Source organism: Bacteroidota bacterium (assembly GCA_016183775.1).
GTDB lineage: Bacteria > Bacteroidota > Bacteroidia > JABDFU01 > JABDFU01 > JABDFU01.
In genome coordinates this window covers 1-15004 of record JACPDY010000001.1, presented here as the reverse complement: position 1 = coordinate 15004, position 15004 = coordinate 1, and the positions used below count along the sequence as shown (strand labels likewise).

Below are 15004 nucleotides of genomic sequence, written 5' to 3'. Positions count from 1 at the left end.
TTGCTTCATTTGATTAACTAAACCACTAGAACTGAAAGTCCATAGGTTGAGATAAAGAAAGGATGAAATTCTTTCCGCAATACTAAATAAAAAATGCTCTGTGATTCTCTGTGTCTCCTCTGTGAAACTCTGTGTAAAAAAAATTACACAGAGAAAAAGGAGTTTCACAGAGAGCCACAGAGAAAATAATGTTTTTAGAAACTGAAAGTCGTGCACTGAAAGTGCATAGTTTCAACTAACGAATGAGACCAATGAAAGAGGACATTCCCTCAATTCACAAATTGGCGTTAATAAGTTGGATTCACCAACGTAATTGTCAAGTATCCATTTGGATAACTTTATCCCTTATGCGAAAAATTGTATACCAGCGGGTTTCAATATTCATTCTGTCTGCAGCTGCGCTGCTGTTTGCCGGCTTTAAGCAAGCCCCCGATAACTCCGTTCCGTTTTACGCCTTAACCAATACCCACTGGGCAGATTCCGTTTATCTAACATTAAGTCCGGATGAACGCATTGCCCAGCTTTTTATGGTGGCGGCCTATTCAAACAAGGACAAAAACCATGTAGATGATATAAAAGAACTGGTTTCCAAATACCATATAGGCGGGCTTATTTTTTTCCAGGGAGGCCCGGTACGCGAAGCCATACTGACCAATGAATACCAAAGCTTGTCCAAAGTTCCGTTGATGATCTCAATTGATGGCGAATGGGGTTTGGCTATGCGATTGGACAGCACAACTCAGTTTCCGCGGCAAATGTCGCTCGGTGCCATACAAAATGATACATTGATCTACCAAATGGGTGCCGAAATAGCACGACAATGCAAACGCTTAGGAATACATGTTAATCTCGCGCCCGTTGTTGATATTAACAGCAATCCGCTCAATCCGGTTATCAGCAACCGCTCATTCGGTGAAAATAAATACCTGGTGGCCCGAAAAGCCACAATGTACATGAAAGGGATGCAGGACAATGGAGTAATGGCAAATGCCAAACATTTTCCAGGACATGGTGATACGGACAGCGATTCACATAAAACATTACCAACTATCAAACACTCCAAAGAACTGCTTGATTCACTGGATCTGTATCCATTTAAACAACTAATGGAAAAAGGACTTGGCAGCTTAATGGTAGCTCATTTATTTATTCCTTCACTTGACTCCACAAAAAACACTGCCTCTACCCTATCCAAAACTATTGTTACAGGTCTACTTAAAGATGAATTAAAATTCAGCGGCCTTGTTTTTACAGATGCGCTTAACATGAAGGGGGTAAGCAAATTTTATCCTCCCGGAGTTGTAAATGTGAAAGCGCTCCTGGCAGGAAATGATGTGTTATTATTTGCGGAAGACGTACCAACAGCGATCATTGAAATTAAAAAAGCGATCGCTAAAGGAGATATCACACAGGAAGAAATTGACAAACGCTGCAAAAAAATACTGCTTGCCAAGCAATGGTGCGGCCTTGATCATTACTCTCCAATTGAACTCAAAAATCTCACAAAGGATCTGAATACACCTCAAGCAGACCTTATCAACCGCAAGCTGGTTGAAGCTTCACTTACATTACTACAAAATAAAAACAACGTGATTCCATTACAAAAATTGGACACCCTTAAGATCGCGTCATTATCGCTTGGATATAAAACCACGAATCAATTCCAGGAAATGCTTGGGTACTACGCACCGGTTAAACATTTTGGCCTTGACAGAACCGCAAAACCATCGGAATGCGATTCGGTGGTAAAATGGCTAAAAGCATACAATCTCGTTGTCGTTCACGTAAATAACACAAATAATTCGCCCGTTAAAAATTTTGGATTCACTGATCAATCCTCAAAGGTATTGCAAGAAGTAATGAGGCAAAACAAAACTATTGTCAATGTAAGCGCCAATCCATATATTCTTCTACGCATTGATAGTCTTCAAAATGCGGATGGAGTTATTTTATCTTATGAAGATAATGAGCTGACTCAAAGCCTTTCCGCACAACTTATTTTTGGCGCAATCGGTGTAAATGGAAAACTGCCGGTTACCGCTTCTGCAAATTTTAAATTTGGTTCCGGCATTGAAACAACCGGCCTGGGACGCTTTAAGTATACCATACCTGAAGAACTCGGTCTTTCAAGTTCTGATTTCGACAGGATAGACACCATTGCATTGTATGGTATAAAAGAAAAAGCTTACCCCGGCTGTGAAATTCTTGTCGCAAAAGAGGGTAAAGTAATCTACCTGAAATCATTCGGCTATCATACTTATGAGAACAAGCGCGCTGTGACCAATACCGATATATATGATCTGGCTTCGGTAACCAAGATTGCAGCTTCAGCACCTTCACTAATGAAAATGGTTGAAGAACATAAAATAAAATTAGACGATCGGTTGTGCTATCATCTTCCGGAACTCGAAGGAACCAATAAGGCTAATATTATTATCCGGGAAATGATGGCACACCAGGCCGGACTGCGCGACTGGATCCCTTTCTGGCTACATACCGTGAAAAAAGGACAATACAAACCTGGCATCTACAGTAAAACGCAAAGCGATTCTTTCCCTGTACGTGTGGCGAACGATATGTATATTCGAAAAAATTACACGGATACTATTTACAAAGAAATCGCCAACTCCGAAGTAAAAGAAGCCGGCCGGTACAAATACAGCGACCTGGGATATTACTATCTCAAAAAAATCATTGAACAAAAAACAGGAATGCCATTGAATGAATATGTGTCAAAAAATTTTTACACTCCTCTCGGACTTTCAACCATGAGTTATCTTCCACGTGCGCGATTTGAGTTAACCAGAATACCACCAACCGAATATGATGTGAAATTCCGCAAGCAATTGGTCCATGGTGATGTTCATGATCAGGGCGCGGCAATGATGGGAGGTGTTGGAGGACATGCAGGCCTATTTGCCAACGCGAACGACCTGGCCATACTTACGCAAATGTTCATGCAAAAAGGAGAATACGGAGGTGTCAGATACCTTGATACGGCAATAGTAAGTGAGTTCACCCGTTGCCAGTATTGCACCGACAACAGGAGAGCCGTTGGATTTGACAAACCGGAGACTAATTCAACCAAAGAAAGCCCGGTATGTGATTGTGTGTCGTATCTCAGCTATGGTCATTCCGGATTTACAGGTACAATTACATGGGCCGACCCCGCAAAGAATCTTGTGTATGTTTTTCTTTCCAACCGTGTTTATCCTGATGCAGAAATAAACAAACTTTCCAAAATGGGAATACGCAGTAAAATTCAAAAGGAGATCTACAACGCGATCAAATAAAAATTGTATCAGGGCGTAGCGACATTAACATTTACACTACACCCGTTCTTATCTTTAACATTTACCAAATAAGCTCCCGGGCAAAGGTTATTTTTATATCTGTTGATATATCCATCCGGCCAGGTATAACTATACGGGCTTGTTCCGCCCGTGGCAGTTACCATAATCCATTCTTTACAGCCACAACCCATGCAAGCTGCAGTACCCTTTGTAATTTGTCCGACCAATGGCGGCGGCGAAACTATTGTGGCCGTTGAAACACCCGTACAACCTTTACCATCAGTTACAGTTATGGTATAACCGGCTCCAGCCAATCCAGAAACCACCGCCCCAGTTGAACCATTACTCCATACGTATGTATACGGTGAAGTTCCATTACTGCCTGAAGCAGAAACAGATCCTGTACTGCCATTACAATTTATAGTTGTGGCAACCGTTGTTACGGTAATTCCGGGGTTGACGGTTACAACTGCACTTGATGTAGATGTATTTCCACCCGCATCTTTTATTATTACTGTGTAAGTTGTGGTTGTTGCCGGGCATGAATTTATATTTTGTGTAGTGGCACCATTGCTCCATGAATAAGTATACGGAACAGTACCACCGGTGCCAATAGAAGTAACAGAAGCACAAAAACCAGGGCAAACCGAACTGCCCGTTGCTGTTACGATGGGGCCTGTACAACTAATTACTGTCACTGTGTTTGTAGTTGAAGCACTACAGCCGATGTAATTTGGATTTTGGTTAGAAACAGAATAAGTAATACTATATGAGCCTGCAGTTAAAAACGTATATGAGAAACTCGAAGTAGTGCCACTTACATTAACCGGAGCTCCGACAGTCCAGCTATACCTCATATCTACACCTGTTGTTCCCGTGAAAGTAAATATGGAACCTGATCCAACACAAATCGTAGCTGGTTTGGTAAAAGATGCAACCGGATTTGGATCAACAATTGTAACCACTTTGGTTATTTTACATCCATCCCCATCTGTAACCGTAACCGTATGATTGCCCGCAGTAAGCCCTGTAGCCCACTGTGTAGTGAAACCATTACTCCAACTGTATGAATATGACCAGACACCTGTGGTAACCTGTACAAATGCATCACCTGTCTTTACAACATTATTGCATTTAATATTTGAACTTGAAGTGGTAGCAATGACCGAGAATCTTACATTTACCAATGCCGCCACCGTAGCAGAGTTTCCTGAGGCATCAGTTACTGTGACTGTGTAAGCTGTTGTAGCAGCGGGGCAAACATTAATTACAGAAGTATTAGCTCCTGTGCTCCATTTGTAAGTATACGGATTTGTTCCGCTAAGGCCGGCAGCTGTTATATTGGCGCAACTATTCGGACAAACTGTAGCGCCCGTTGCTGAAGCACTTATTGCGCATGGCTGAACAAGGATATAATTTGTTTTTATCACAGAATCTGTTTGACAAAGATTATTTACAACCAACTTTACCGTATAGAGTCCGGGAGTGCTATATGTAATTGTCGGATTTTGAACAATTGAAGTGTTCGGTGTGCCGCCGGTAAAAGTCCATTTAAATTTTAATGTGGTATCACTGCAGGTTGTTTTATTTACGGCTGATGTAAAAGCGATTGGAACATTAGGACAAACTATTGTTTGACTCGCTGCCACATTATCAATGCCAATGAATTTAGGCTGACAAATATTAATACACAATTGAGCAATGAATGCATTTCCACCATTGGGCCTCGGTACCGATGTGGTTTGAAATGCCCCGGAAGTAACGGGGAAATTATCGGAGACCCAACCCGTAGCATAAATATATTTGCCAAATATTGCAATATCCGTATGCGGATTCTGATCACCATCCTCTTCATTGGGCCCGCCAAAGGTAGTTGTACAAAGAAGTGTTCCATTCGGATCAAATTTTGAAATATAAAAATCCTCGTCATCCGGACCGGCAATTTGCGGTTGATGTTGATACCTATATGGTTGATACGCACATTGGCTGACAAAAAAACTGCGGGGTGGACTGTCCTCAATTTCTCCATACCAATAAATATTGTTGTTCGCATCAATAGCGCATCCCGCTGAAACTTCCCAATCACTTCCGCCATGATATGTTCCCCATAAACGATTACCAGAAGTATTAAACTTTGCTATAAAAGCATCGCCCATACCTCCTCCTATAATAGTTTGATTTGCCCCGGAACTTTGAATAAAACCAGTAGACCTCATGTTTCCAACAAAAACAACATCACCTGCACCATCCACTGCTATAGAAAAACTATGATCAATATCAGAACCTCCATAATAAGTAGACCAAACCGGAAAACCATTTGCTCCTGATAACTTCAATGCAAATGCATCTGTAGATCCACCGGAAGTCATTTGATAACCCGACATTACAGGAAAATTAGTTGAGCTTGTATAACCGGTAACAAAAATATCTCCTACCGCATTGCAGGCAACCCCAACTGCACCGTCACGACTTGATCCTCCGTAATAGGTTGCCCATTGTCTTACACAATTACTGTTAAATTTTACCACAAATGCGTTTTGTGTTGCACCAGCACCAATTACCGCCTGATAAGGTGCCTGTACGGGAAAGCTAACAGACTGCGTTGTTCCAACAAGCACTACATTGTTTGCACCATCGGTTTTCACATCTATTCCTTCATCAGCTAATGAGCCGCCATATAGTGTAGACCATGTGAGGACCCCGGCAGGAGTGAATTTGGCAATGAAAGCGTCAAATCCTCCTGCACTGGCAGCCTGAAAATAAGCACCTCCGCCGGCATTCATGGTTGGAAAATTACCGGATTGAGTTTTTCCAGAAACCAAAATATCATTATTGCCATCAATTGTCAAACCAAAACCATAATCATTTGACGACCCGCCAAAGTATGTACCAAAAATACGTGCCCCTGAAATGGAAAATTTGGTCACAAAACAATCACCTGAACCCCTGTAACTTGCCTGGAATGAACCTGCACTAACCGGCAAACTACCTGAAGCTGTCCAGCCTGTTGAGGCTACATTCCCAAATCCATCCGTAGCAATATCGCTGCCTGAACAGGATTGGATTGCACCCGATGTCCCTGAAAAATAGGTTGCCCAGGGATCAATAATCAAAGGAAACTCCGGGTTCCAGGTTCCAAGTTCAAAGGTCACAACGGTTCCATTAAGAATATACCTGGCATCAACATCAACAATTTGCCCATTTATATTCTGATAAACCCTGGGTATTGATTCATAAAATTCATTTACACTTGTTTTGATCACCAGGCCACCTTGTCGGTCAATATATATATGCTCGGCGCCTTTCCAGTTGAGCTGTATCTGATTCGGATCAGCATGTGGTTGTACAACCAGATCATATTTAATACCATTTTGTCGGTCACCGCAATAAACCACATCAATATTTTTATAAATATTTTTATAAGTGACCCTGTTATACTGCTTTACATTGGTTACTCCAAGCGGGCAATGTGCATAATAATAATTCTCGCAACCTTCCAGTTCATCTTCGTTAACACAACTTATGCTTGTCATGCAATTCAGGAAATCCATATCCACCCTATGCATCTTTACATTTTGCGTACGCAAAAAATCTTCCTTCTTCTCATTTTCATCCGACTCGGTTATTATACCTGACTCAATTAAATTCTCCACATACTCATCCGCCTCATTAATTACTTCACCCATATTAGTATAAACGTATGACATCCCTGTTAGACGCAGGTATACATCAGCTCCACCCCCACCCCCGTGGTATAATACATCCGGCCTGAGTTTGCCATCCATATCAACAATCTGTCCCTTATTTGGAGCGAAACTCATCCCATTTCCTCTCGCAACACTTTTAACTCCTGTATCAGATCCTCCTTTTCCGGTGCCAATTGCATTGGCGAAGCGTTGACCATATACGGGACATATACCAATAATTAAACTAAACAATACAAGGATGAGTATATTGATAAAAATAGCTGATTGTAAATTACAGCACTTTGTATTTAACGAGGTCGCTATATTTGATGTTATATTCATTTTGTCTCCGGTTAAATCTGAGATATCAGTTAAAAATTCCATCCCATAAATCTAAGTTAAACCTTTCTACATCCTGATTCCAAAACAAGTTACGCAATATTATATTATGTCTATAATAACTAATATATATATAATAGCTATTTTTAATAGTTTTTAGTATATATTTATATTATGTCTAAACTAAACCATGATCCACTATTCCGACTTATAAAGTCCCTGACAAAGTCTGAAAAGCGTTATTTTAAGCTTTATGTGTCAAGACACCTCATCAAAGACTTCAGTCATTACATAACGCTTTTCGATGCCATTGAAAACCAGGAGAACTATTCCGAAAAAGATATTTATAAAGATTTGTCGGGTGTCATTAAAAATATTCCCAGCACCAAGTATCATCTATACCAAAAGATATTAGAAAGTCTGGAGCTATTTGACAAGGGGAAGCAGATCGATTCAGTAATTATGCAAGGAATAGGTCATATTACAATCCTCATAAATAAGTCCATGTATGAAGATGCATACAGTAGGCTTCTTAGAATAAAAAAAACAGCATACACTTCTGAAAGATTTGAACTTATATTATACATTGCTCAGCTGGAAAGAAGAATACTATTGAGGTATTTTATAAACAGAAAACAGGTAAATAGCAGAATATTCAAACTACTCGAAGAAGAAAAAAATATTCACAGGCTTCTTTCAACAGAAAATGAATACAAACAACTTGCCCATAAAGTTGAAATGCACATGAAAGAAAAGGGAAACGAATTAAGATCAGGGAAAGAAAAAAAACTATTTGACGATATCATCCGACATCCGCTTATGAATGATGAAACAATTACAACAACAAGCTTTTCTAAAAAATTAAAGTATTTCATTTTTCAAAATTACTATTTCCTGATTGGAGATCATGCAAAAGCAGGAACATATGCACTTAAAGGCTTAGCCTTAATAGAAACAAAACTTAATAAAAACAACAAACAGGAAGTGGCTGCTTATATCGACTCGATCGGCAATTTATTACTTGATCAGATATTGACTAAAAACCATATCGAAGCACTGAATACCATAAAAAAAATAAAGTCGATCCCATCAGCCTTTAACCTTAAAGAAACTGACGATGCATATATAAAAGTTATTCAATATGGTTACATAGAAGAGCTTTCTCTTCTAAATCACATGGGGCAATTGGCTAATGGAATGACAGCGGGAAATCAGTTTCTTCCCACATTTTTGAAATTTAAAAATAAAATGGCCAAGGAATATCTTCTTGTTTTCATTGGTAACTATGCCTATACCTGTTTTGGTGTAGGGTACTACAAAGAAAGTTTACATTGGATAAATGAGTTATTCAACCTGCCGAAGGAAATGTTCAGAGAAGATATTATGATTTCAATGAAGATTTTAAACCTCATCAATAATTTCGAATTAAAAAACTATGATCATCTGGAATATATGAATCTCGCTGCACAACGCTATTTCAAAAAACAAAAAAAGGTTTATAAAGTAGAATCTATAATTGTTTCTTTTATTCAAAACTATGCGAAGATCAATACAAATGAGGAGTTAAGTGAATTTAAAAAACTCAAGGTCAAAATAACAAAAGCTTTAAAATCCCCTTATGAATCCTCCGCTCTTGATCCTTTTGATATTATTTCCTGGATAGATAGCAAAATAAAAAATAAAACATTTGCTGAAATGGTGAAAGAGAAAATGAGATCAGTTGGCAGTTAAAGGCTCCCGGTAAGCTTAATATATTTATGGCCAAATGCCAGACACAGCAAGCTATCCCAATGGTCGTATCATGGTGAAGTAAGGCTGACATTTACACTGCACCCGTTCTTATCTTTAACATTTACCAAATAAACTCCCGGACAAAGGTTGTTTTTATACCTGTTAACATATCCATCCGGCCAGGTATAACTATAAGGGCTTGTGCCGCCAGCGGCAGTTACCAATAACCATTCTTTACAACCGCAACCCGGGCAGTTAGCTGTGCCTTTTGTAAATTGAGCTGTGAGGGGTGGGGGTGAAGAAATTGTGACTGTTGAGGTGGAGGTGCAGCCATTTATGTCGGAAACCGTAACTGTGTATGTTCCGGGAGATAGCCCTGTTGAGGTTTGTGTGGTTTGTCCACCTGATGCCCAGCTATATGTGTAAGGTGCAGTTCCATTTGCGGAAACGGATACCGTTGCTGTACCTGCGCTGCTGCAAGTTGCGTTATTTTGAGAGGTAGTTAAAGTTAAGCTGCTTCCGTTAATTGTAAAGTGAAGCGTGTCACGGTTACACGCACCGTCTTTTACCTCCACCCAATAAGCACCCGCACAAATATTTGTTATGAAATTGCTTGTTGAATTACTACCAATGGTTTGAGTGGCATTGCTCCATACGTAATTGTAAGGTGCAGTGCCGCATGTTATATTTAGTGCCGCAGTTCCGTTGCAGGCGCATGTGTTGACCTGAGATTGTGTATAGGTTGGTAATATCGGGATTAACTTGAGGATAAAACTGTCATCACCGGCAACAGGTGAGTTTTTATAATACGCTCCTCCACCCGGATTTAAAACAGGAAGGCCGGAACTTGATGTATAATTTGGCCATTCTCCTCCAATAAACAGGTTGTTGTAAATGTCTGTAGCAACAGGTGTTCTGAAATCTTCTTCAGTACCACCAACATAGCTTGCCCAAAGTAATTTACATGAAGCAGAGAACTCCGTAATATAACAATCTCCAAAGCTGTTACAGCAACCACCGCCACCGTAAGTGCCATCAAAAAAAGTACCACATTGTTGATCAAGTGAATTAATATCAGTAGATGTAGTAGAAAAGTAATAATATATATTGTTACACTGATCAACAGCAAGGTTATCATAGGTTTTTGAAAGAGAATGGCCATCTCTTCCATTCCCACCATAAAAAGTGGACCAAGTTAGAATACCGATGCTGGAAAATTTTGCTAAATAGACATCCTGTACACCTCCATTATAGGTATTGTCGAAATATGAGGATCCTCCCGGGTTTAAAAGTGGAAAATCCGATGAACTTGTATTTCCTTCAATAATAATGTTTCCGGTTCTATCAATTATAATACAGATGCCTTCATCAATGCCGCTCGTTCCTCCAAAATATGTTGACCAGGTATGAATCCCGGTATTTGTAAATTTTGAAACAAATGCATCCATGCCAGCTGCAGCATTATCAAAATAAGCTGCCCCCGATGTTTTTACAGGAAAATTTCCGGAAAGAGTTGTTCCAATTATGCAAATATCCCCTAATGCATCGGTTGCAATTGAATTTATCTCATCATTATTAGTGCCTCCGTAGTAGGTTCCCCACAAACACATTCCTGTACTGCTAAACTTTACAATAAAACCATCGCTGCTTCCTTTTAACAGACCAGAAAAATACGTGCCCGAATTCTGGACAGGAAAATTTGTCGACCGTGTACTTCCGACAATAAAAACATTGCCCACATTATCTGTTGTTATTCCTCCCGCAATATTATTGTGCCTGTTTTCATCATTCGAACCTCCGTAATATGTTGCCCATTGCAAGGCTCCGGAACTATTAAATTTTATTGCGAAAGCGTCATAACTGCCTCCAATTGTTGGTTGGAAAGGATTTAGAACCGGGAAGTCGGTACTATTTGTATTGCCGGTAACTAATATATTATTATTCGCATCAATTTTTATTATACTGCCTGCATCATTCTGACTTCCTCCAAAATAGGTTGCCCAAAGCAGTACACCTGAGTTTGAAAATTTCAGAACTACCGCATCATTTGCGGGCCAATTGCCGCCAAAAGTGCCGCTAAAATATGTACCGGAGTTTAATACCGGGAAATTATCTGAATTGGAATATCCTGTCACATATAAATTTCCGCTTGCGTCAGTGTCAAAACTCATAAACCCTTCGTGAGCAAAGCCTCCATAAAATGTACCCCAAACAAGTTGAGGGTCAATTCTAAGTAGTCTGTTGTAATCATAATTGCCAATAGAAAATTTAAGATACGTGTTATAAATGCCCGCTTCATTTTTCACAACTCTGCTTTTTATAAACCGGCTTTGTATCTCCGTTTTATCTTGAAAGCTAACCGGGGCGTTTTCAGTTAAGGTTCCTAATTCAGTTTCTGATCTTACATTTCCACTTGAGTCGATTGTTATTGGATTTAATGATGAGTATATAAGTTCTATCGCATCGGGGTTAGCACCGGGATTAACGATGAGATCATATTTAAATCCATTCTCTCCGGAATTATACAATACCCAATCTATTCCGGGGTAAATATTTTTAATGGTTATTTTTTCATACTGCTTTACCCCATAAATGCCTTCGGGGCAATGTCCATAGAAATAATTGTAATTTGACGAAGACTGTTTTTCTTTTATAGTATTTTCCTTTTTGATGGATGCTCCTGAAAAAGTCATGTCAATACGGCTCCACCTCTTTTCAATTTTTTTTTCATCATGTTTTTTTTCGTCGACTTCTTCGTTTTCTTTTTCGCCCAGGGAGTCAATGAAAATGTAGGTCAATCCTTTGTCTGTTAAATACATGTCCATACCCGGGACTTGTGTTTTAAACAATACAGATGGAACAGGTTGTCCGTTAACATCAGTCATTTGGCCTTTGTTTTCAAGAAATTGAACAGCGTGATTCCGGATCCGTCCGCATGCATTGGAATTTAACTTCAAATCAATTGTTTTTGAAGTATTGCCCGCAGCAGAGATTACTGGAGAAGCAATTAAAACAGATAAATATATTATGAATGAAGTAAGTTTAGTGGGCCGGCTATGTAAAGTCATAAAGTAAATATACTGTAACCACTTGTTTTATGTGATTGAAAATAGTTTAAATATTGGAAATCAAAAAGTGGGGAGCTTTTCAAACCCTCTTTTAACTGTAGCCTTTTGATTAATTAAATTCAAGTTCATGTTCTGTGCCGTCAATTTTTATCACGGTTTTTATTTTCCACCTTTCTGCCAATTGTTCTGTTGGATACCATTTTCTGTTTGGATTTGATATTACAAATAGTCCTATTTCATCTCCTACTGCGGCAAAGTCATCTCGTTTTGGTCCTTTGGCAAAAAAATCTGTTGCAACTTTTCTGTTTATATCTTCTCCAATTTTTATTGGACGATCAACTACAAGACCAACTTCATTAATGTTTAATACAGTTTCAATTGAAAATTCTTTGTCAGTTGGATTATTTAAATCTGTTCTGCTTATGAATTCTAAAATATTTTGATTGTTATCGAAAAAATAAATAGCCTTTGCATTCCAATTTTCAAAATCAGTAATAATGCTTTCATTTTTTGTATGAATTAGCTTTGCTCGTTGTGAAGTCCATTCAATTGCTTCTTCTATTTTATTTGTTGGAATGTTAAACGCAAAATGATATTTAGGATTTAAATTATTGTTTATTGATTTAAATATTAATTTTGAATAACCGATTCTAAATGAAATGAGATTTTCTGTTTCGTCAACAATTTTAAATCCAATTGTCTGTTGGTTGAATGTTTTTGTTCCCATCAAATTATTCGTTTGTAATGCTAGTTCTAAAATTTCCATTCTTTATATACCCTATCTCTGACTGTTACAGCTAACAGCCAGATTAATTACCATTGTAGCTGAGGTGGATGTGTTCGATAACATACAACAGTTAATGGTATATAATAATTTTTCTATGAAAACTTCCACCACTATTTGAAGAAATATTAAATAGATATGCTCCATTTGGCAGGTTTTTTATGTCAATATGATCTGTAAGCCGGCCTGTTAATAAAATTTCTCCTTTAATTGTTGTTATTTCGAATTCACCATTAATTGAAGGGTCAATTGATAAACTTAATATATCACTTGCCGGAATAGGGAATAATGATACGCCTTGTATTTGGTAATATGTGTCAATTCCGGTTATGCCTGAGAATAGCCATAGGTCATTTTCCCAACCAGTTCCGTTATTTCCCATACTTATCCAGCCATTAATGCCATCTGATGCACATACGGTTGAATTTCTTGCTCCACCCGGGAAATCTGCAGCACCCGTCCATATATTTGTTGAAGGATTGTATTTATAAACATCTTTATAATTTACCATTGAAATGGATAGCCCTGTTCCAACATATCCCATGTTGTTAATTCCCAATCCAAATGGAGAAACACGTGGGGCACCCGGAAAGTCAGCAATTTTCAACCAATTATCATTCATGAAATCGTACTTCCAAAAGCTGGAATAAGTGGTTGAGGTGTTAGCGCCACATCCCGCATAAACGGTATCCATTAAAGCAAAAGTCGCCATCCTCCAACGGGCTCCACCGGAAAAATTATTTTTCTTTGTCCATTTATTTGTTGTGTCATTATACATCCATATGTCCTGTTGCGGTGTAAAGGATGAATTTACCCCTGTTCCTACAAATCCTTTATTGTGTGATGAAAAATGAATTGTACCTCCGCGAACATCGCCGCCAAAATCAGCTACGGTAGTCCATTTGTCGGTTGAGGGGTCATAGCAAAAGAAATCTTTTAGGGGAGAAAAAGACTGGTCAAAACCACACCCAATGTATATTTTTCCATTGATAGTAAAAAAAGCGGGTGCAAATCTGCCAACACCTGGAAAGTTTTTCTTAGCAGACCATGAATTTAAAGAAATATCATACTCATACCAGTCGCTATAGAATGTATTGTCGCCTCCAAGCCCAACATAAATTTTATTTTTAATAAGGCACATAACACCTGCTTCTCTCACTGTGCCGCTAAAATCAGCCTTCTTCGTCCAGGTTTGGGCGTTACTTAAGATTACCAAAAGTGTAAGTATTAATGTTATTGCTTTTGTTTTCATTGTTTGTTTAATTTATGGTTGGTTAAAAAATAAATATTCTTTCAGGAAGACAAGCATCCTTTCATTAGTATTGCAGCAGCAATAATTATTTTTAACCAAAACATATCACGATTATTTGAAATAAGGAAAAATCTCTTTAAAGAATAAAGGCCCCCGTCTTTTTTATTCCAAAATTGGCTAAGTATAGTGCTTTTGATGTTTTCTATCATTGGAATTAATTTACCTAAGCAAAAGTAGGTCATACCTGATTAATTAAGCTTTACAATTGCTTAAAAACCCTGAATAAAACCTTAATCATGCTATACACATCTCAATTTTTCATAGATTTAGAATATATGAAGCAGGTTCTCACAAAGTATTCAAATGTAATCCTTTTGATTATTATGGTTGGTCTGATTGCCCTGCAAATGTTTGGGTTGATCACATCTTTCAAAGTATATGATAAAACATTTGATTATACAGCGGTAAACACAGTGAAGGATGCAGGCAGAAATTACACCTATTTTCTAGCTGCTGATTTTATACATAAGATCGATTCAGTCTTGTCCCGAAAGCCGATTGGAATAAAGAATAAATGCAATGTGGACGACTTATATTCTATGGAAGGGAAGCAGCTGATTTTTAGCACTTTTAACCATGAGGATAGTATTTATTTTATGAAGTTAAGTAAAGAAATATCAAAAATAGATACAGTTAGTTTAATAAATATTTTAAAGGAATTGGTTCTCAAAAACGGAATTGATTCGAAATTCAAATGAATAACCCCGAGGCAGAGCCTCGAGGTATCGCGTTACTCGAACAAGCTTAATTGATTTTTATGAAACCTTTTATAAACATTTTTTTCATTGCCT

Annotated in this window: 7 protein-coding genes; 3 read left to right on the top strand and 4 right to left on the bottom strand. The window is 38.3% G+C overall.

The genetic code is table 11. From position 1 onward, the window contains the following. Positions 1-347 precede the first annotated feature (347 nt). Positions 348-3293, top strand: coding sequence for a serine hydrolase (locus HYU69_00035; GenBank protein ID MBI2268726.1), 2946 nt, complete (start codon positions 348-350; stop codon positions 3291-3293). 8 nt (positions 3294-3301) lie between these two features. Here the strand turns inward: HYU69_00035 and HYU69_00030 are convergent, their stop codons facing one another. After that, positions 3302-7321, bottom strand: a complete 4020-nt coding sequence (locus tag HYU69_00030; GenBank protein ID MBI2268725.1) for a PKD domain-containing protein — start codon at positions 7319-7321, stop codon at positions 3302-3304. Positions 7322-7492: 171 nt separating this feature from the next. On the opposite strand from HYU69_00030, the gene HYU69_00025 reads away from it, so the two are divergent. Then, positions 7493-9049: a hypothetical protein gene (locus tag HYU69_00025; GenBank protein MBI2268724.1), complete on the top strand. Its 1557-nt coding sequence runs from the start codon at positions 7493-7495 to the stop codon at positions 9047-9049. Positions 9050-9117: 68 nt separating this feature from the next. Here HYU69_00025 and HYU69_00020 read toward each other — a convergent pair whose 3' ends face one another. From HYU69_00020 to HYU69_00010, 3 genes are all read right to left on the bottom strand, one after another. Beyond that, on the bottom strand, positions 9118-12006 hold the full coding sequence (locus tag HYU69_00020) for an SBBP repeat-containing protein (protein MBI2268723.1): 2889 nt from the start codon (positions 12004-12006) through the stop codon (positions 9118-9120). A gap of 220 nt (positions 12007-12226) precedes the next feature. Next, positions 12227-12883, bottom strand: a complete 657-nt coding sequence (locus HYU69_00015; GenBank protein MBI2268722.1) for a VOC family protein — start codon at positions 12881-12883, stop codon at positions 12227-12229. Between the two features lie 91 nt (positions 12884-12974). Then, entirely contained in the window at positions 12975-14153 is a 1179-nt protein-coding gene (locus HYU69_00010; GenBank protein MBI2268721.1) for a T9SS type A sorting domain-containing protein, read from the bottom strand. 335 nt (positions 14154-14488) lie between these two features. On the opposite strand from HYU69_00010, the gene HYU69_00005 reads away from it, so the two are divergent. Then, on the top strand, positions 14489-14911 hold the full coding sequence (locus HYU69_00005) for a hypothetical protein (GenBank protein ID MBI2268720.1): 423 nt from the start codon (positions 14489-14491) through the stop codon (positions 14909-14911). Positions 14912-15004: the final 93 nt, after the last annotated feature.

Excerpts from the sequence above, each read along its gene's own strand:
- HYU69_00030 (MBI2268725.1), bottom strand. The coding sequence starts at position 7,321 with ATGAATATAACATCAAATATAGCGACCTCGTTAAATACAAAGTGCTGT.
- HYU69_00010 (MBI2268721.1), bottom strand. The coding sequence starts at position 14,153 with ATGAAAACAAAAGCAATAACATTAATACTTACACTTTTGGTAATCTTA.
- HYU69_00015 (MBI2268722.1), bottom strand. The coding sequence starts at position 12,883 with ATGGAAATTTTAGAACTAGCATTACAAACGAATAATTTGATGGGAACA.
- HYU69_00025 (MBI2268724.1), top strand. The coding sequence starts at position 7,493 with ATGTCTAAACTAAACCATGATCCACTATTCCGACTTATAAAGTCCCTG.
- HYU69_00035 (MBI2268726.1), top strand. The coding sequence starts at position 348 with ATGCGAAAAATTGTATACCAGCGGGTTTCAATATTCATTCTGTCTGCA.
- HYU69_00005 (MBI2268720.1), top strand. The coding sequence starts at position 14,489 with ATGAAGCAGGTTCTCACAAAGTATTCAAATGTAATCCTTTTGATTATT.